Below are 18,015 nucleotides of genomic sequence, written 5' to 3'. Positions count from 1 at the left end.
AGCCTTAACCTCTGTTTTAGGGAAGGAACTCTAGCCTGGCTGGTGGTTAAAGCAGGTATAAAAAAGCCCCGAAGATTTATCTGTAGAGGATAAAAACCGCGGGGCTGATAGTACGAACCCGATCAGATCATCAGGGCTGATGATCTTTCCTGGGCATTAGTACTTATAGCTTTAGTATTTATAGCTTTCAGGCTTGAACGGGCCTTCAACCGGTACACCGATGTAGCCAGCCTGCTCTTCAGACAGTTGGGTAATCACACCGCTGAAGCCTTCAACCATGTAACGGGCAACTTCTTCGTCCAGCTGTTTCGGCAGCACTTCAACGGTAATGTTGGCGGCTTTCTCATCTGAAGACAGGTTAGCGAAACCGGCTTTGTACAGATGGATCTGAGCCAGCACCTGGTTGGCGAAAGAACCATCCATAATACGTGACGGGTGACCGGTAGCATTACCCAGGTTCACCAGACGACCTTCAGATAGCAGAATCAGATAGTCATCGCTGTCTAAGTTGATGTCGCTACCTGGTTTTGCATCGCGGAAGACACGGTGTACTTGAGGTTTAACTTCATCCCAAGCCCAGTTTTCACGCATGTACGCGGTATCGATCTCGTTGTCGAAGTGACCGATGTTACATACCACTGCGCCTTTTTTCAGGGCTTTCAGCATGTTGGCATTACAAACGTTGTAGTTACCGGTTGTGGTAACGATCAGGTCAGTTTTCTGTAGCAGAGGTGCATTGATAGATGCATCCGTACCGTCAAACTTGCCATTGATAAACGGAGAAACCACTTCGAAACCGTCCATGCAGGCCTGCATTGCACAGATAGGATCAACTTCAGTTACGGAAACGATCATGCCTTCCTGACGCAGGGACGCGGCAGAACCTTTACCAACATCGCCATAGCCAACAACCAAGGCTTTCTTGCCTGATAACAGGTGATCGGTACCACGCTTGATGGCGTCGTTCAGCGAGTGACGGCAGCCGTACTTGTTGTCGTTTTTCGACTTGGTTACGGCATCGTTTACGTTGATTGCAGGGACCTTCAGGGTGCCTTTGTGCATCATTTCGATCAGGCGATGAACACCTGTAGTGGTTTCTTCAGAAACACCATGGATGCTGTCCAACATGGTCGGGTATTTTTCGTGGATCAGAGCGGTCAGATCACCACCGTCGTCCAACAGGATGTTTGCATCCCAAGGGCTGCCATCTTTATTGATGGTTTGTTCCAGACACCAAACGTACTCGTCTTCGGTCTCACCTTTCCAAGCAAATACAGGAATCTCTTGTGCCGCGATAGCAGAGGCCGCGTGATCCTGCGTGGAGAAGATGTTGCAAGAAGACCAGCGAACTTCAGCACCCAGTGCGACCAGTGTTTCGATCAGAACCGCAGTCTGAATGGTCATGTGAATACAGCCGATGATTTTTGCATCCGCCAGTGGTTGTTCTGCACGGTACTTTTCACGGATCGCCATCAGCGCAGGCATTTCAGACTCTGCGATGCGGATCTCGTTACGGCCATAGTCAGCAAGAGTGATATCAGCGACTTTATAGTCAGTGAAGCTCATAGGTTTCTCCATTCGGATGAATGGGCGCCCTTGCAATTAAAGTTGGCACGAGACTGAGCGTAGCGGAGAAGGCTCCGTTGCAGCGCCCCTCAGTATCGTGTGTGTGTCGCCGCCGGAATTGCCAGAAGCGACCATCTGTCAGAAAACTGTGTCAAAAACAGTGAACCAACAGACCAAAATTCAGATGTAGCAAAGCAGGAGCAAGCTCCTGCTTTGGCAGCCCAATGACATAAGAGTGATCGGGCAAAGGTTTGTACGGGCCAGCTTGTTAAACAGAGCAGGCCAGACAAGCATTTTTACAGACCAGCAGCCGTACGCAGATCATCTGCCTTGTCGGTCTTCTCCCATGGGAAGGCAGTAAAGGTGTCATCACCTACCGTCATCTCAAATGGGTTACGACCAAAGTGGCCATAAGCGGCTGTCATACGATACATCGGGTGCAGCAGATCCAGCATACGGGTGATCGCAAACGGGCGCAGATCAAAGTGCTCACGAACCAGCTTAATAATCGCTGCCTCAGATACTTTGCCGGTGCCGAAGGTGTTGATAGACACAGATGTTGGCTCAGCAACACCAATCGCGTAGGACACCTGAATCTCACAGCGGTCAGCCAGACCGGCAGCAACGATATTCTTCGCCACATAACGGCCCGCGTAAGCGGCAGAACGGTCAACCTTGGATGGATCTTTACCGGAGAAAGCACCACCACCGTGACGCGCCATACCACCGTAGGTGTCCACGATGATCTTACGACCAGTCAGGCCGCAGTCGCCTACAGGGCCACCGATAACAAAGTTGCCGGTTGGGTTGATGTGGAACTGAGTGTCTTTGGTCAGTAGCTCAGCAGGAATCTCCTGCTTAACGATCAGCTCCATAACGGCTTCGCGCAGATCTTTCTGAGAGACTTCCGGGTTGTGCTGTGTTGAAAGAACAATTGCGTCAATCGCAGACACTTTACCGTTTTCATAACGGCAGGTGACCTGAGACTTTGCATCCGGACGCAACCAGCCCAGTTGGCCGCTCTTACGGGCCTCTGCCTGACGCTCTACCAAGCGGTGAGCAAAGGTCACAGGTGCTGGCATCAGTACGTCTGTTTCGTTAGACGCATAGCCGAACATCAGCCCCTGGTCACCAGCGCCCTGATCTTCAGGTTTCTGACGATCCACACCCTGTGCAATATCCACAGATTGCTTACCAATCAGGTTGATGATACCGCAGGTGCTGCCATCAAAGCCTACATCAGAAGAGGTATAGCCAATGTCGTTAATAACGCCACGAACCAGATCTTCCAGGTCGATCCAAGCGGATGTAGAAATTTCACCAGAAACAATGGCAACACCAGTTTTCACCATGGTTTCACAGGCAACACGGGCGTACTTATCTTCCGCCAGAATGGCATCTAACACGGCATCAGAAATCTGGTCAGCGATTTTATCCGGATGGCCTTCAGATACAGATTCAGACGTAAATAAAGAGTATTCGCTCATGATTCTCTTATTACCCTCAAAGGAGTTAAGAATAAGGAATTAGCCAAGACTGTTTTGTTTGAAAAGTCTTCAAAAGAAAACGGCCCGACCTCCTGTAACAGCTAACGACGTTTAGCTGTCGGTTGATTTAGCAGACTCGACTTTTGGCCGGTTCTGCCTGTAGTAGCGTTTGACCTAGGAAGCTCACCTCAGCCTGCTCAGAACATCGCAAAGACAGACAAAAGTGTTGGATGGAACTACTCCGTTGGACGCGCTTTATGTCATCATGTCATTGTAGCGATTTGAGCATAGTTGTGCATAGTGATTTTATAATCTTTCCATAGAGCTGTTGAGTAAACCTGCAAGCAAGGTTTCTCATCAGATTTGTTAGAGCTGAGAGATAGATAATCTGCACTTTTGGGGAATTAAGGGTTACTAAGATGATTAACGTACATGGGCATAATTTTCAAACTGATGATATTGATAGCCTAGGCTTGCTCACCAATCCGGTTTTTGAACCTAATGAGACTTCGGTGTTAACGGAATTGGTTCAAAAAGGGGATACCTGCTTAGATATTGGTGCCAATATAGGCTATTACACTTCTTTATTTGCCAATCTTGTGGGCCCGGCTGGTCGGGTATTAGCTTTCGAGCCCGATAGATATAACTTTGACTTGCTGACCGCCAATATGGAAAAGCACCCCAATAGGTGTGTTGTCGAATGTTTTCGTTTGGCACTGTCGGATAACCCTGGTTTTGGCTCTCTGTTCAAATGTGATGTCAATCGAGGCATGCACCGCTTGTATGATTCGGTATGTTGTTCAGACGAAGCTGAGAACGTGGAAGTGGTTTGTGGCGACTCTCTTTGCGAGGGTGTGGTCGATGTTATTAAAATTGATATAGAAGGCTATGAATTCTACGCTTTGAGGGGCTTAAGCAGTGTTATTAAACGTTCTTCGGATATAAAAATTCTGACTGAATTTTCTCCTTTGTCTCTCCTTGAAGCTGGAAGCTCAACTGCAGACTTCGCCAGATTCTTACTTGAATTGGAATTTTACCCCTCAACTATAAATGGTAACGGTGAACTGGATACCATTTATATAGAGGAGTTCCTGCGACAGTGCGCCATTGCAGATGCCATAGATTTAACCTCACTTACCTTAAGTATGAAAGGGATGGCTGTATCTGATATCTCCCAAAAAGCTCAGCAAGCATTGGTAAGTGCTGGTTATACAAGACCAATGCTTGAGAATATTCTTTGGCGCAAGAAGTCTGATTAATCCCCATCTAATTCTATCGAGCGGGGATCTTTAGACAGGTAAATAGCCCTTTGGGTTTGAAGCCTGACGCCAGATCAGCGACAATACGCGCCTATTTTCCGGTGGTTTGCTTCGATTGTGTCGCTATCCGGGTGAGTCTCTTTTCTGAGGCTGTTTATTATCTGAACAGCATCAAAGACTTAGCCAGATGGCCGTATAAATGTTGCAAGTCATGAAACCTATATTTGTGGCCAAGCCACACACCCTGGAGTCTGGAAAGCATGCCTTCCCGTTCTGATTTAGCTAATGCCATCCGTGCCCTAAGCATGGACGCCGTCCAGAAAGCCAAGTCCGGTCACCCCGGCGCCCCGATGGGGATGGCTGATATTGCTGAAGTACTATGGAACGACTTCCTACAGCACAACCCAAGTAATCCTAACTGGGTTAACCGCGACCGTTTCGTACTGTCTAATGGTCACGGTTCCATGCTGCTTTACTCTTTGTTGCACCTAAGCGGCTACGATCTATCCATTGATGATCTGAAAAACTTCCGTCAATTACACGCTAAAACAGCCGGTCACCCTGAGCACGGCTACGCACCGGGTATTGAAACCACCACTGGCCCTCTGGGTCAGGGCTTGGCTAATGCTGTGGGTATGGCGATTGCTGAAAAAGCTTTAGCGGGTCAGTTTAACCGTGAAGGCCATAAGGTCGTTGATCACAATACCTACACCTTCCTGGGTGATGGCTGCATGATGGAAGGTATCTCTCACGAGGTATGTTCTCTGGCCGGTACTCTGGGTCTGGGTAAACTGATCGCTTTCTACGATGACAACGGCATCTCTATTGATGGTGAAGTTGAAGGCTGGTTTACCGACAACACCGCCCAGCGTTTTGACGCTTACGGCTGGCACGTGATTAAAGTTGACGGCCACAACCCTGACGAGATCAAAGCTGCTACAGAAGCCGCTAAAGCAGAATCTGACAAGCCAAGCCTGATTATCTGTAAAACCATCATCGGATTTGGCTCGCCAAACAAAGAAGGCAAAGAAGATTGCCACGGCGCACCTCTGGGTGATGACGAGATCGCACTGACCCGTGAGCGTCTGAACTGGCCCCATGCACCATTTGAAATTCCAGCAAATATTGCTGGCGCTTGGAACGCACAGGAAAAAGGCGCAGCAGCAGAAAACGCATGGAATGAGCAGTTTGCGGCTTACGAAGCGGCTTATCCTGAACTGGCGGCTGAACTGAAACGTCGTATGTCTGGTGATCTGCCTGCTGACTTCGCTGATAAAGCCGATGCTTATATCAAAGAATGCCAAGATAAAGGCGAAACTGTTGCCACCCGTAAAGCATCTCTGAACAGTCTGAATGTCTTTGGCCCAGAGCTGCCAGAACTTCTTGGTGGTTCAGCGGATCTGGCACCCTCTAACCTGACTTTCTGGAACGGCGCAAAAGCGATTACCGCTGATGACGCATCCGGCAACTACATGCACTACGGTGTACGTGAGTTTGGTATGGCCGCCATTATGAATGGTGTCGCCCTGCACGGCGGTTTTGTTCCTTACGGCGCAACCTTCCTGATCTTTATGGAATACGCCCGTAACGCCGTACGTATGGCAGCGCTGATGAAGCAACGTGCTATCTACGTATTCACCCACGATTCTATCGGTCTGGGTGAAGATGGCCCAACGCACCAGCCGGTTGAGCAGGTACCAAGCCTGCGTGGCACGCCAAATATGAGCGTATGGCGTCCTTGCGATGCCGTGGAAACCGCTGTTGCCTGGAAATCTGCATTAGAGCGCGACAATGGCCCCACGTCGCTGATTCTGTCCCGTCAGAATCTGGCTCACCAGCCCCGTAACGAAGAGCAGCTGGCGAACATCGCCCGTGGTGCCTACGTACTGAAAGATTGCGACGGTACTGCTGATGCCATTCTAATCGCCACCGGTTCAGAAGTGGCACTGGCCGTAGCCGCTGCGGAAGAGCTGACGGCTAAAGGTAAGAAGATCCGCGTGGTATCTATGCCATCCACGGACCTGTTTGACGCGCAGGATGCCGCTTACCGCGAATCAGTACTGCCTGCTGACGTGATTACCCGCGTTGCTATTGAAGCCGCTCACAAAGACTTCTGGTACAAATATGTGGGTCTTGAAGGTGCCATCATCGGTATGGAAACCTTCGGTGAATCTGCACCGGCTAACCAACTGTTTGAAGAGTTCGGCTTCACCACCGACAACATCGTTGGCACCGTTGACGAACTGCTGGAAGAGCTGGACGACTAATTTTTATAAGATAAGTCCTCCGCTTTAAAGCGCAAAAAAGGCAGCCCGATATGGCTGCCTTTTTTGGTTTCTGCCGAATGGTATATAGCCATTTAAGATTGGATAAGCGCCGTGGACGCGCCATCCGACTGCGGTTATTTTGGCAGGTAGGGCGCTGCAAAATCCGTTATCTGATCCAGAGTTTTCAGCAATATTTCTGTCATATCAAAGGCCTGATTCAGCAAACCAGATTGCATATTAGGGTCGGTCGGATAATCGTGCGCGAACTGATTACGTATTTCCCTGAAAACCAGCCACTGCTCTGCAGACCTCTTCAATCCCCCGGTAGTTAATGGGTTTCACAGGCAGTTCCCTTTTGGGTTTTAAGTTGATAGTTCTTACAAAACAACCCCGGTCTCGCGGGCATGCTGATAAACCGGCAGGCTTGAGCTGCCTTTGCGGTTAATCACCAGGTCTATTTTCTGATCACCCAAGGCTTTGACCAACGCCACTTTTGACAGAATCAGCGCTTTTGCCAGCTCGTTACCGTCGGTCAGCTCCGGCTCAATATAGAGGTCAATATCACCACCCCGAGCGCTATCGTCCAACCGGGAGCCAAAAAGCCGTATTTCACTATCCTCGCCAAAGTACTGGCGTAGTATGTGCGTGATGCTGTAGACCTGAGTCTCGCTAAGTCGCATAGTGCTGTCCTGCTGTTGATGACCAAACCCCGAATACCCATGGATTATCCCCTGTACGGCAATCAGCAACAAGGGTGAAGAACACCCCTCTCAGGTAGGTTGGATAAGCGCACCATCCGGCAGTCTAATCAGATATATTCAACACCATCTCTTCGAAAATCAAACATATTCATTTCAAAGGTATTACCATTATTTTTAGTACAAAAAACGATCAATTTTTGAGGCAGAAGTTCTCTATAGTCTCGTTAACTTTTTAAGGTAAATATGAACAAGGATCTATACTCAGGTGATATCGATTGGGAGAGAATTTACCGTACATTTCATGATCCCTTTCAAATTGCAAAACGCATCAAGAACGAACTTGGCGATACACGCATGCCTATCGTTTTTTCTGGCTTCCCGGAAAGCGCATCCTATTTGGCGCGTGATATGCCTGTGACATTTGTCGATCACTCATCATCTATTACTGATAATGCCAAAAGGTGCTATCGACATATAAATGGATTTCAGGTTGGTGATATTACGCAGCTTATAGCCACACTTCCGGTTACCCGCATTGTCATCGCATGCAGGGTTTCTGCTTATTGGGATTCTTCTGAGTATTTTGAGCGTCTAGCGACTTCATTGCTGTCATTTCCCCGAGAGTTAGTCTTGATCGATTTCTTCGACAGAGATCTCGTGGAAATAGGAGAGCACCTTACTTTTAAGTCTGGAGGTGAGTTTGGGGAATGGAGCTATCTTGGCCTCGAAGAAGTAAATGAAACAGAACCTTCTCTCTCTAAGTTAAAAATCAAAGTATCGTACTCCCTGAATGATCACAGTTTTAGTTATAAGGGCTATCGTTCCTGTTTCAGAAAATCCGATATATTGAGATGGGCCCGTTCGAAATTCACGGACTGTAACGTCATGTTGGAAGAGCCTTTACTGGCCTGTGATCCAAGCTTTACGCTCAAGCTAATAGGAAAAGCTAGCTAACAAGGCTATTAGGCAGGGGCACTATATTGTTAGGTTCCGGCTTGGCTTGCTTCGCCTGTCTGTTCGGTTAAGCTTTTTTATAGCCCCATTTTCCTCCCGCTAAGTTTGCGCTGCAGCGCTATATGCGGGAAAATACGGCACCTTTTTTCAGCGGTTCGCGGTCATTTTTACGGTATTCCGGCGGGTTGCTGATATTTTTCATACTGAATTCAAGCAGGTGGGGCTTTGTCTAAGTTCAGATTAGCCATTAACGGTTACGGACGTATCGGGCAGTGTGTACTGCGTGCCTGTTATGAGCGTCAGGATTGCGCCGATGTTGAGGTGGTGGCGCTGAATGAGTTGTCTGACCTTGAGACGATTACTTATCTGACCCGTTATGACTCGACCCATGGTCGGTTTCCTGTGCCGGTGGGTTCCGATGCGCGGGGGCTTTTGATTAACAATCACTCCGTTCAGGTCTTAAGTCAGGCAAAGCCGGAACAGCTGCCCTGGGGGGAGCTGGATGTGGATCTGCTGCTGGAATGCTCCGGCTCTTTTAAAGACAGAGCCAGCGCCCAGCGCCATCTGGATAGCGGCGCTAAGAAACTGCTCTTCTCCCAGCCCGCAGAATCGGATGTGGATGCAACGATTGTGTACGGTTTGAATCAGAATGAGCTGAACCAGCAACAGACTATTGTTTCCAGTGCCTCCTGCACTACCAATTGCGTGATTCCGATACTGAAACTGATCGATGATGCCTTTGGTATCGCCCATGGGGTCACAACAACGATTCACTCGGCGATGAATGATCAGCCGGTTATCGATGCGTATCACCAGACCGATCTGAGGCTGACCCGTGGGGCAATGAGTTCCATTGTGCCCGTTGATACCGGGTTGCCCAAGGGGATTGACCGTCTGCTGCCTCATCTGTCCGGTAAGTTTGAATCTTTGCACCTGCGGGTGCCGACCATGAATGTCTCTGCCATGGATTTAACGCTTTGCGTACAGACCGACACGGATGCTGAAACCGTCAATCGGGTGCTGTCAGATGCGGCCCAAAAGCAGCTGTTTGGGCTATTGGGTTATACCGAAGAGCCTCACGCCTCGGTAGACTTCAACCACGATCCGCGCTCCGGCATTGTCGATGGTACTCAAACCCGGGTTTCCGGCAAGCGTATGGTAAAAATTCTGTGCTGGTTTGATAACGAATGGGGCTACGCCAACAGGATGTTGGATACGGCTCTGAGCTGGCTGAAGAGTAGCTGAAGTACTTTATAAAGCCGGTAGCTTTTAAGGTGCAGGCAAGAAGATTCCCGGTGAAAACACCGGAAAACCATGGGCACACTAAAAAGTGCCGGTGGCATGCAAAGACTACGATTTCTGAAATGACACTGAACGGCAGGACAAACTCATGACCGTATTAAAAATGACCGATCTGAAACTGACCGGAAAACGCGTACTGATCCGTGAAGATCTGAACGTGCCGGTTAAAGATGGCAAAGTTGCTTCCGACGCCCGTATTCGTGCGTCACTGCCAACCATTGAGCGGGCGCTGAGAGCGGGTGCTAAAGTACTGGTTATGTCTCATCTGGGGCGTCCGACTGAAGGTGTGTACGCCGATGAGTTCTCCATGGCTCCGGTTGCGGAGTATCTGTCTGAAGCGCTGGGCCGTGATGTACGTCTGGAAAAAGATTACCTGAATGGTGTGGATGTCGCTGAGGGTGAGCTGGTTATTCTGGAAAATGTTCGCTTTAACAAGGGCGAAAAGAAAGATGAAGATGATCTGGCCCGGGCTTATGGTGCCCTGTGCGATATCTTTGTGATGGACGCCTTTGGAACGGCACATCGGGCTCAGGCATCGACCCATGGTGTTGCTCGCTTTGCGCCGATTGCCTGCGCGGGGCCGCTGCTGGCAGCTGAACTGGATGCACTGGAGCAAGCTCTGGCGAGCCCTGCTAAGCCAATGGCCGCCATTGTTGGTGGTTCAAAAGTATCCTCTAAGCTGGAAGTGCTGAATGCTTTGTCCGGTAAGTGCGATCAGCTGATTGTAGGTGGCGGTATCGCCAACACCTTTATTGCTGCTGCTGGCTATAACGTGGGCAAGTCGCTGTATGAAGCGGATCTGATTCCGGTAGCGAAGGGCCTGATGGCAAAAGCCTCTATTCCTGTTCCGGTTGATGTGATTGTCGCCAAAGAGTTCAGCGAGTCAGCCGAAGCCGTTGTTAAGAAAGTGAACGAAGTAGCCGATGATGAGATGATTCTGGATATCGGTCCTGAAACAGCCTCTATGCTGGCGGCTCAGCTGAAAGATGCCAAGACCATTCTTTGGAACGGCCCTGTAGGCGTATTCGAAATTGATCAGTTCGGTAACGGCACCAAAGCGTTGTCTCTGGCGATTGCGGAAAGTGAAGGCTTCTCCATCGCAGGCGGTGGTGACACGCTGGCAGCCATCGATAAGTATGATATTGAAGATAAAGTTTCTTATATCTCCACCGGCGGCGGTGCTTTCCTGGAGTACGTGGAAGGTAAAACACTGCCAGCGGTTGCGGCATTGGAACTGGCTGCCAAGCTGCAAGCCGGTGATGTGGATACCTGCTGCGGTAATGGCTGCTGCGATTAATCCGCATCCCTGATAAGTAACACAGAAGCCGGTGGCTGGGTTTTGATCGTTCTGAGATTTTTTCAGGATGAGAACCGAGCCAGACCGGCTTTTTCGCGATACACTAGCGCCATTCATGCGCCGGAACTGCGATGTGCTGAATTGAGCGCATTTTTCGGGTATCGCTTTGCTATTCTTTATTGATTCTTTGACGATTTTAAAAGGAAACAATCATGGCTTTAATTAGTATGCGCCAGATGCTGGATCACGCTGCCGAACACGGTTACGGCGTACCAGCCTTTAACGTCAACAACCTGGAACAGATGCGTGCGATTATGATCGCTGCGGATAAAACTGACTCTCCGGTTATTGTTCAGGCTTCTGCTGGCGCACGTAAGTACGCGGGTGCTCCTTTCCTGCGTCACCTGATTCTGGCGGCGGTTGAAGAGTTTCCACATATTCCTGTTTGTATGCACCAGGATCACGGCACCAGCCCTGACGTTTGTCAGCGCTCTATCCAGTTGGGCTTCAGCTCTGTGATGATGGATGGTTCCCTGATGGATGACGGTAAAACGCCGGCATCTTATGAGTACAACGTTGATGTTACCCGTCGCACGGTAGAGATGGCTCACGCCTGTGGTGTTTCTGTGGAAGGCGAGCTGGGCTGCCTGGGTTCTCTGGAAACTGGTCAGGCGGGTGAAGAAGATGGCGTTGGTGCAGAAGGTACTCTGGATATGGACCAGATGCTGACAGACCCTGAAGAAGCGGCTGACTTCGTTAAGAAAACCGGTGTGGATGCACTGGCTATCGCCATTGGTACTTCTCACGGTGCTTACAAATTCACCAAGAAGCCTACCGGCGATGTACTGCGTATCGACCGCATCAAAGAGATCCATGCCCGTATCCCGGATACGCATCTGGTGATGCACGGTTCCTCTTCTGTACCTCAGGAGTGGCTGGCAGTGATCAACGAATTCGGCGGTGACATCCCTGAAACTTACGGTGTTCCGGTTGAAGAGATCGTTGAAGGCATCAAGCACGGTGTGCGTAAAGTCAACATCGATACTGACCTGCGTTTGGCCTCTACCGGTGCGATCCGTCGCTTCCTGGCAGAAAACCCGTCTGAGTTTGATCCGCGTAAGTACTTCAAAGCCTCTATGGATGCCATGGTTCAGGTGTGTGTGGATCGTTACGAAGCCTTTGGCACTGCGGGCAACGCCAGCAAGATCAACGCGGACTCTCTGGAAATCATGTACCAGCGTTACCTGACCGGTGAGCTGGACCCTAAGGTAAAATAACCCCCCTCGGGTGTTATAAGCCTTAAGCGTTATGGTTCCGAACCCGTACCGGTTTTGCTGGTACGGGTTTTTTTATCCCGGCAGAATTTGTCTTAAGAAACAGGAGACGCCTGAAACTGAGGGTCAAAAGCTGATGGAAGAATTTATCCACAACCATATCAATGGCATTGCCGTGGTGCTGGCGCTGATGGTGCTGCCTTTTTATCTGCAGAAGATGCAGCAGTGGCATAAAGCCGGTCAGAAGCGCAAACGGGAACGCAAAAAGCGGCTACGCTGAGCCGCTTTTCTTCATGGATGTGTTAGAGCTTAAAAGCTTATGATTTGAGGTGGCCCATCAAAGACAGGCCGTCAAAGCTCCACTTCTTCCTCGGTAATCACTTCCTGCTCTGCTTTGGCGTCTGCCAGCCATTCCTGATAAGCCTCAAGTTCCAGAATCTGTTTTGCATAGCGCTGCAAAGCTTCCGGTAGCTCAATGCCGTAGGTGTTAAAGCGGCTGGCAACCGGTGCATAAAAAGCATCCGCGATGGAGAACTCACCCAGTAACCAAGGCCCTCCGGAACGTTCCAGCAGCTGCCGCCAGAGGGCGATAATACGGTCGATATCCTTCTGTGCTTTTTCGCTGGCTTTAAAGCCGGTGTAACTGCGGCGCACATTCATCGGCAGTTCATGGCGCAGATCCGGGAAGCCTAAGTGCATTTCTGCCACGGCTGAGCGACCCAGGGAGATCAGTCGCAGATCCTCTGGCCAGCCTTTCCCGTCCAGAAAGCGTAGGTTGATATATTCACACACCGCCAGAGAATCCCACACGGCAACATCGCCGTCTTTGATCACAGGTACCTTGTTGCAGGGAGTGTGTTCTGCCATCAGTTGTGGCATCTGCTCGGTAAAGAGTGGAATGCGGATCTCATCAAACCCGATACCGAACTGTTTCAGTAGCAGCCAGGGGCGCAGAGACCAGGATGAGTAGTTTTTGTTGCCGATCACCAGTACAGGCTGAGTCATGAGAACCTCCGTTTCAGTGTTGGATAAGTGCATTATGGTCAGTGGTTGTGGCTCAATGAGCTGTGAGACAGTATGTTTAAGTCTCGTCGCTGAGTTTGCCGTGCCCTTCGTTGGCCGACAAACGAATAAAATTTAACTCAGCTATAAGGCTTTCTTATCCTGCTGGCTGTGCCAGCTTTATTTTTGGTTTTAAGCTCGATGGCTTCAGGCCGGATTTTTTTATCATCCCGATGGTTCAGAACAGGCGCACACGATATGGATACCGAACTGCTTCGAAGTTTTATTGCTGTGGTGGATACCGGCAGTTTTACCCGGGCGGCCCGTCAGATATTCCGTACTCAGGCGGCGGTGAGCCAGCAGATGAAGCGTCTGGAGCAGAGCCTGGGTAAAACTTTGTTTGACCGTGAAGGCAGAGCCCTTGAATTAACGGCGGATGGTAAAGCGCTGGTCAGCTATGCCCGCCGGATTTTGAACCTGCATGATGAAGCGCTGCAGAAATTACAGCGGGAGCCGGAACGTCGCCCTCTGAGAATTGGTTGCCCGGACGATTATCTGGTCACGGTGATGCCAAAACTGATCGACCTGGTTCATCGGCATCTGCCGGGTCTTGAGGTGCAGGTATTTGGCGGTTCCAGCAGCCGCCTGCGCCCTCAGTTAGATGCGGGAGAACTGGATCTGTCAGTGATGACCCGACACGCCGAGTCCGATGAAGGTTATCTGTTGTACCAGGATCAGGGGGTTTGGGTGCTGCCAGCAGGAAAGTCTCCGCATGATTATGACTGCCTGCCGTTGGCACTGGCGGAACCGGACTGCAAATTTCACAGCACGGCCCTTGATGGGCTGGATAAGTTGGGGCGTGATTATCAGGTCTTAGCGGTGGCGAACAGTACCCTGTTTCTCTCTGAGATGGTGCGTCAAAACGGCATGATCAGCGCCATGATTCGCTCCAGTGTTCCGGAGGATCTCACTCTGATTGAAGCGGGAACCTTGTTGCCAGAGCTGACCTCGGTTTCTGTGGCACTGGTGATGTCCGCCAACGCACACCCAAAGATGCCGACCGCGCTGGTGCAAAAAATCAGTCAGGGGTTTGCTGCCGGGCTAAGCGGCCCGGATTGAGCTTGCAGCCATGCCTCAGTACACTTATGCCCTGTGATTCTTTCAGCCTGTGGATAAAATAATGTCATTTGATAAGTTACGAAGTCTTGTCTATTCAACGGAAACCGGTCGTCTCTGCCCGGATTGTGAGCAGCCGGTGGATGCCTGTATCTGCAAGCAGGCGGATGACAGGGTGCCGGAAGGTGATGGTATTGTCCGCCTGAAGCGGGAAACCAAAGGCCGTAAAGGTAAGGGTGTAACTCTGATTGAAGGTGTACCCGTGACGCCTGCGGAGCTGAAAAAGCTGGCGAAAGAGCTGAAAACCCGCTGCGGTGTGGGTGGCGCGGTAAAAGATCATGTGATTGAGATCCAAGGTGACCAGCGGGATCTGCTGCTGACGCTGTTAACGGATAAAGGCTTTAAGGTGAAAAAGGCCGGTGGCTGATTGGTTTCTCTATGTTATAGAAACCGATGGTGAGCGCCTTTATACCGGCATCACCACAGATGTTTCTCGTCGTGTTGCCGAACATGAGTCCGGTAAAGGCGCGCGTTTTATGCGTGGCCGAAAAACCTATCGGCTGCGCCATCAGCAGAAACTGGGTAGCCGCAGTCTGGCTTTGAAAGCTGAATATGCTTTTAAGCAGTTACCACGGAATCGTAAGCTTTACTGGATCGGGCAGGGGCATATTCCCTTTGATACTGACAGCGGCAAAATAGCGCAGGGGGCGTAAAATAGTATCGACCAGAGAGGGCTCTGCTTATAATGTCCTGACCTTACATAAGAAGACTCTAATTAAAAAGTGATAACTTTTTTATCGGGGCTGCATTTATCAATTATGAGTATCGCACCATGAGTACACCGGAAGATAATCGCGCCTATGGCGAAGGGGATAAATCATTTCTGACCGCCGGAGGTGAAGCCGGACTGAAACAATTGGCAGATGATTTTTATCAGGCGATGCAAACAATGCCTGAAGCAAAACATATTCTCAGTATGCACGAGGAAGATCTGGCGGTCTCCAGCGATAAGCTTTACCGCTTTCTTTGTGGTTGGCTGGGAGGCCCTAAACTGTATCGGGAAAAATACGGCTCCATCGCAATTCCAAAGGCCCACGCCCATCTGGATATCGGCATAGAGGAGCGGGATGCCTGGTTGGGTTGCATGGCGGAAGCGCTGAAAGATAAAGACTACCCGCAGGATTTTAAAGACTACCTGCTGGAAGCGCTGATGTTTCCTGCTAATCGCTGCCGGAACCGTTAACCTTGTCTCTTTAGGTCTTTGTGGGTCGGGCTTCAGCCCGTCGGCATCTGTCTTTGGCAGCGCCGCTGACGCCCTGAAGGGTGACCTACAGCCCGGTGTTACAGCGGAATCTCACCCTCACGAATACGGAACCAGACTGCGATGCTGTAACGGATATCGTGAGTTGTCAGCACTTCATGGGGAAAGTCTTCACTTAGAAACGCCGCCACAGTTCCTGCTTTGGGAGGTAGGGTTATAATAGGTTCGTTGTTTTCCACGCCACTTTCACTGACCTCGGGGTAAAGTAGCAACTCTCCTCCCTTTTCCTGAGTCCAGTCGGGGTTCAGATAGAATACCAGCGTCATAATGCGGTTACGCTGGCCCTTAAAGCTGTCCACATGTTTTTTGTAGAACTGCCCTGGCTCGTAGATAGCATACATGGCTTCATAGTGATTCATCCCCAGAAACAACCGCCGATTAACAGCAGTCATTAGCTGATCCAACATCTGCATAAAGAGATTCTGAGTCTCGTTGATATTATCCAGCCAGCAGATGCGATCTGACCGGATATCCTCCCGGCGGACAAAGTCCAGTTCACGGCCGATACCCGCCTTGTGAAACTTTTCCTGCTGGTCCAGTGTCGTAAGATCCTGCCGCATGAGGTCAACAAAAGCTGCACTGAGAAAATTCTCAACCACGGTCCAGCCACTCTGATACAGGTCTGTACAAATCTGATCGATATCTTCCTGACTTACGAGGCTGGCAGAGCAGCTGTCAGGCTGTAATACAGTATTGAGAATAGGGTTCATGGCAGACCTCAGGCATAAGGGCGGTTGCAAGGTGTTTCCTGACAGACCGGAGTAAAGGCTTATACCCTATATTTTTAAGACTGGGAAGTAGGCTTTATCAGGGCGTTTTGAGATTATTTTGAACACGTAGTATGCGCTTCTTACTTCGTCCTTAAAATGCGCTTATTATGCTGTGATAGACGGGCTAATCTCCGGTTTTGGGCTTGAAAAAGCCGTCGACGCACTGGATAAAAGATTGTGGACGAAAGAATTTCATCCGAATGTTAGTGGGAGTATCTGATTTTCTTAAAAGATACCGGACTAATGTCACTTTATATCGAATTATGTTGATCCAAGAGTGCATCTAACCTGATATTCATGAATAATGCTGCACCAAGAAAAATAAGCATAAGGTGGCATAATGCCAGATAGCAATCGCACGCATCTGATCGAAAAGGCCAGGCGCATTGCCCAGTACAGTCTGCTGGGTTATTTATTGCGGGCAACTCTTTTGCCAACGCTACTTTCCGCTGTGCTGTGTTATGGTTTCTATCTGCTTTGGGCCCCTGGATGCTTCAATATTCCGGTTGCGACTGTCCTGCCCGTACTGGTTCCCTTATTAATTTCTGTGGTAATCAGCCTGCCTCATTATCGTCTGTTTAAGACGCTGGCTGACGAACATGCGACTCTTGAAAGAGAAGTGCACCGGCGTCGCTCTCTTGAGCATGACCTGCGCTTGCAGGCTAACACGGACACACTAACCGGTTTATCCAATCGTCGCGCTTTCTTCGAAGAAGGTGTCCGCCGCTTGCGGGATGAATCCCAGACATTAGTGATTATCGACCTGGATTTTTTCAAACAGGTCAATGATCGCTTTGGTCACGATATTGGCGATCATGTTCTGGTTTATATTGCGCGAATGTTATCGGATCATTTTGAACCTGAAGCGCTGTTGGCGCGGATGGGGGGTGAGGAGTTTGCCTTGCTATCTGGTTTGAAGGAAAAAGAGCTGATTGAACAGATACAATTTCTTAACGGGATGCTGACCGGCGAACCTCTTATTGTGCTGGGGCGTAAAATTAACACCAGCCTGAGTGCCGGTATCGTCAGTATTAATCAGAATGGTAGCTTGCAGGAAGGCATCATTGCTGCCGATACTTATCTTTATAAAGCTAAAGCCAACGGCCGTTGTCAGGTACAGTCCGCGATATAATCTGCTGCTGCTCCGGCAACCCTGTCAGGAGTACTTATGTATTATCAGTTCGCACCATCTCCATTAGGTTTGCTTATGTTGGCGGAACAACAGGCTAATACCGGTTTGTCGCTGCTCTATATTGGCGAGTCGCCGGAAGCCCTGATGGCCGAAGCGGAGGCCGCGTTCCCTGATCGCCACTGGCAAAAGTCGGAACATCTGACACCGTCACTTGAAAAAATTTGCTCTGCCTTAGAGAGTAAAAAACCTTTCCCCGAATTACCCATGAACCTGACCGGAACCGCGTTCCAGCAACAGGTCTGGCAAGCCCTGCAGGATATTCCTTTTGGCGAAACAATCAGCTACAGCCAGCTTGCGGAAAGGTTAGGCATGCCTACGGCTGTGCGAGCGGTGGCCAGTGCCTGTGGTGCTAATCAGGTGGCGCTGTTGATTCCCTGTCATCGGGTGGTACGTAAGAATGGTGACTTGTCAGGGTATCGGTGGGGAATCGCCCGCAAGCGACAGTTGTTGGCGATGGAGTCTGGCGATTAGACTCTTGCTGTACAATGCGCATTTTGATGCGCATAA

The 18,015-nt window shown here is 49.9% G+C and carries 18 protein-coding genes and 1 riboswitch; of the genes, 13 read left to right on the top strand and 5 right to left on the bottom strand.

The window, feature by feature from the left end; translation table 11 throughout:
- Window positions 1-171 precede the first annotated feature (171 nt).
- Window positions 172-1,578 carry an adenosylhomocysteinase gene (ahcY, locus tag ACN0R8_RS14860; protein ID WP_417598805.1) on the bottom strand — a complete coding sequence of 469 codons (1,407 nt, stop codon included), beginning with the start codon at window positions 1,576-1,578 and terminating at the stop codon, window positions 172-174.
- Window positions 1,579-1,581: 3 nt separating this feature from the next.
- A riboswitch (S-adenosyl-L-homocysteine riboswitch) is annotated at window positions 1,582-1,663 on the bottom strand.
- A gap of 199 nt (window positions 1,664-1,862) precedes the next feature.
- Window positions 1,863-3,053, bottom strand: a complete 1,191-nt coding sequence (metK, locus tag ACN0R8_RS14855; protein ID WP_417598803.1) for a methionine adenosyltransferase — start codon at window positions 3,051-3,053, stop codon at window positions 1,863-1,865.
- 419 nt (window positions 3,054-3,472) lie between these two features.
- Here metK and ACN0R8_RS14850 point away from each other — a divergent pair, with 419 nt between their 5' ends.
- The gene (locus ACN0R8_RS14850) at window positions 3,473-4,312 is read left to right on the top strand and encodes an FkbM family methyltransferase (RefSeq protein WP_417598801.1); all 840 of its coding nucleotides are present in this window, start codon (window positions 3,473-3,475) and stop codon (window positions 4,310-4,312) included.
- A 260-nt stretch (window positions 4,313-4,572) separates the two neighbouring features.
- Entirely contained in the window at window positions 4,573-6,579 is a 2,007-nt protein-coding gene (gene tkt, locus ACN0R8_RS14845) for a transketolase (RefSeq protein ID WP_417598799.1), read from the top strand.
- A 377-nt stretch (window positions 6,580-6,956) separates the two neighbouring features.
- Here tkt and ACN0R8_RS14840 read toward each other — a convergent pair whose 3' ends face one another.
- Window positions 6,957-7,259 (bottom strand): nucleotidyltransferase domain-containing protein, encoded by a 303-nt coding sequence (locus ACN0R8_RS14840; protein WP_417598797.1) that lies wholly within the window; start codon window positions 7,257-7,259, stop codon window positions 6,957-6,959.
- 264 nt (window positions 7,260-7,523) lie between these two features.
- Here ACN0R8_RS14840 and ACN0R8_RS14835 point away from each other — a divergent pair, with 264 nt between their 5' ends.
- The 5 genes from ACN0R8_RS14835 to ACN0R8_RS14815 all read left to right on the top strand — a co-directional run bounded on the left by ACN0R8_RS14835 (window position 7,524) and on the right by ACN0R8_RS14815 (window position 12,387).
- Window positions 7,524-8,234 (top strand): hypothetical protein, encoded by a 711-nt coding sequence (locus ACN0R8_RS14835; protein WP_417598795.1) that lies wholly within the window; start codon window positions 7,524-7,526, stop codon window positions 8,232-8,234.
- 225 nt (window positions 8,235-8,459) lie between these two features.
- Window positions 8,460-9,479 carry a type I glyceraldehyde-3-phosphate dehydrogenase gene (locus tag ACN0R8_RS14830; protein ID WP_417598793.1) on the top strand — a complete coding sequence of 340 codons (1,020 nt, stop codon included), beginning with the start codon at window positions 8,460-8,462 and terminating at the stop codon, window positions 9,477-9,479.
- Between the two features lie 145 nt (window positions 9,480-9,624).
- The gene (locus ACN0R8_RS14825; RefSeq protein ID WP_417598791.1) at window positions 9,625-10,833 is read left to right on the top strand and encodes a phosphoglycerate kinase; all 1,209 of its coding nucleotides are present in this window, start codon (window positions 9,625-9,627) and stop codon (window positions 10,831-10,833) included.
- Window positions 10,834-11,045: 212 nt separating this feature from the next.
- A complete protein-coding gene (gene fba / locus ACN0R8_RS14820) occupies window positions 11,046-12,110 on the top strand; it encodes a class II fructose-bisphosphate aldolase (RefSeq protein WP_417598790.1) in 1,065 nt (354 codons plus the stop codon).
- Between the two features lie 133 nt (window positions 12,111-12,243).
- The gene (locus ACN0R8_RS14815) at window positions 12,244-12,387 is read left to right on the top strand and encodes a hypothetical protein (RefSeq protein WP_160055267.1); all 144 of its coding nucleotides are present in this window, start codon (window positions 12,244-12,246) and stop codon (window positions 12,385-12,387) included.
- A 71-nt stretch (window positions 12,388-12,458) separates the two neighbouring features.
- On the opposite strand, the gene ACN0R8_RS14810 is transcribed toward ACN0R8_RS14815, so the two are convergent.
- Entirely contained in the window at window positions 12,459-13,112 is a 654-nt protein-coding gene (locus ACN0R8_RS14810) for a glutathione S-transferase family protein (protein ID WP_417598787.1), read from the bottom strand.
- Between the two features lie 255 nt (window positions 13,113-13,367).
- On the opposite strand from ACN0R8_RS14810, the gene ACN0R8_RS14805 reads away from it, so the two are divergent.
- The 4 genes from ACN0R8_RS14805 (at window position 13,368) to ACN0R8_RS14790 (ending at window position 15,468) form a co-directional block, all read left to right on the top strand.
- The gene (locus tag ACN0R8_RS14805; RefSeq protein ID WP_417598785.1) at window positions 13,368-14,228 is read left to right on the top strand and encodes a LysR family transcriptional regulator; all 861 of its coding nucleotides are present in this window, start codon (window positions 13,368-13,370) and stop codon (window positions 14,226-14,228) included.
- A gap of 61 nt (window positions 14,229-14,289) precedes the next feature.
- Window positions 14,290-14,652, top strand: coding sequence for a translation initiation factor Sui1 (locus ACN0R8_RS14800; protein WP_417598783.1), 363 nt, complete (start codon window positions 14,290-14,292; stop codon window positions 14,650-14,652).
- Window positions 14,645-14,938 (top strand): GIY-YIG nuclease family protein, encoded by a 294-nt coding sequence (locus ACN0R8_RS14795; RefSeq protein ID WP_417598781.1) that lies wholly within the window; start codon window positions 14,645-14,647, stop codon window positions 14,936-14,938. The genes ACN0R8_RS14800 and ACN0R8_RS14795 overlap by 8 nt, the downstream gene beginning before the upstream one ends.
- Window positions 14,939-15,057: 119 nt before the next feature.
- A complete protein-coding gene (locus ACN0R8_RS14790; RefSeq protein ID WP_417598779.1) occupies window positions 15,058-15,468 on the top strand; it encodes a group II truncated hemoglobin in 411 nt (136 codons plus the stop codon).
- 98 nt (window positions 15,469-15,566) lie between these two features.
- Here the strand turns inward: ACN0R8_RS14790 and ACN0R8_RS14785 are convergent, their stop codons facing one another.
- Complete coding sequence (locus ACN0R8_RS14785; RefSeq protein WP_417598777.1) at window positions 15,567-16,256, bottom strand: 2OG-Fe(II) oxygenase; 690 nt, start codon at window positions 16,254-16,256, stop codon at window positions 15,567-15,569.
- Window positions 16,257-16,656: 400 nt separating this feature from the next.
- On the opposite strand from ACN0R8_RS14785, the gene ACN0R8_RS14780 reads away from it, so the two are divergent.
- Complete coding sequence (locus ACN0R8_RS14780; RefSeq protein ID WP_417598775.1) at window positions 16,657-17,448, top strand: GGDEF domain-containing protein; 792 nt, start codon at window positions 16,657-16,659, stop codon at window positions 17,446-17,448.
- Window positions 17,449-17,484: 36 nt separating this feature from the next.
- Window positions 17,485-17,979 (top strand): methylated-DNA--[protein]-cysteine S-methyltransferase, encoded by a 495-nt coding sequence (locus ACN0R8_RS14775; RefSeq protein ID WP_417598773.1) that lies wholly within the window; start codon window positions 17,485-17,487, stop codon window positions 17,977-17,979.
- Window positions 17,980-18,015: the final 36 nt, after the last annotated feature.

The sequence above is a fragment of the Oceanospirillum sp. genome (genome assembly GCF_048265165.1).
Lineage (GTDB): Bacteria > Pseudomonadota > Gammaproteobacteria > Pseudomonadales > Halomonadaceae > Oceanospirillum.
Note: the sequence above shows the minus strand (reverse complement) of the source record. Positions and strands in the feature narration are given on the sequence as shown.

Bases quoted from the DNA above. Each gene is read 5' to 3' on its own strand.
- ACN0R8_RS14805 (WP_417598785.1), top strand. From the start codon at position 13,368: ATGGATACCGAACTGCTTCGAAGTTTTATTGCTGTGGTGGATACCGGC.
- ACN0R8_RS14780 (WP_417598775.1), top strand. From the start codon at position 16,657: ATGCCAGATAGCAATCGCACGCATCTGATCGAAAAGGCCAGGCGCATT.
- tkt (WP_417598799.1), top strand. From the start codon at position 4,573: ATGCCTTCCCGTTCTGATTTAGCTAATGCCATCCGTGCCCTAAGCATG.
- ACN0R8_RS14835 (WP_417598795.1), top strand. From the start codon at position 7,524: ATGAACAAGGATCTATACTCAGGTGATATCGATTGGGAGAGAATTTAC.
- ACN0R8_RS14790 (WP_417598779.1), top strand. From the start codon at position 15,058: ATGAGTACACCGGAAGATAATCGCGCCTATGGCGAAGGGGATAAATCA.
- ACN0R8_RS14825 (WP_417598791.1), top strand. From the start codon at position 9,625: ATGACCGTATTAAAAATGACCGATCTGAAACTGACCGGAAAACGCGTA.
- ACN0R8_RS14800 (WP_417598783.1), top strand. From the start codon at position 14,290: ATGTCATTTGATAAGTTACGAAGTCTTGTCTATTCAACGGAAACCGGT.
- ahcY (WP_417598805.1), bottom strand. From the start codon at position 1,578: ATGGAGAAACCTATGAGCTTCACTGACTATAAAGTCGCTGATATCACT.
- ACN0R8_RS14810 (WP_417598787.1), bottom strand. From the start codon at position 13,112: ATGACTCAGCCTGTACTGGTGATCGGCAACAAAAACTACTCATCCTGG.
- ACN0R8_RS14775 (WP_417598773.1), top strand. From the start codon at position 17,485: ATGTATTATCAGTTCGCACCATCTCCATTAGGTTTGCTTATGTTGGCG.
- fba (WP_417598790.1), top strand. From the start codon at position 11,046: ATGGCTTTAATTAGTATGCGCCAGATGCTGGATCACGCTGCCGAACAC.
- ACN0R8_RS14815 (WP_160055267.1), top strand. From the start codon at position 12,244: ATGGAAGAATTTATCCACAACCATATCAATGGCATTGCCGTGGTGCTG.
- ACN0R8_RS14840 (WP_417598797.1), bottom strand. From the start codon at position 7,259: ATGCGACTTAGCGAGACTCAGGTCTACAGCATCACGCACATACTACGC.
- metK (WP_417598803.1), bottom strand. From the start codon at position 3,053: ATGAGCGAATACTCTTTATTTACGTCTGAATCTGTATCTGAAGGCCAT.
- ACN0R8_RS14785 (WP_417598777.1), bottom strand. From the start codon at position 16,256: ATGAACCCTATTCTCAATACTGTATTACAGCCTGACAGCTGCTCTGCC.
- ACN0R8_RS14850 (WP_417598801.1), top strand. From the start codon at position 3,473: ATGATTAACGTACATGGGCATAATTTTCAAACTGATGATATTGATAGC.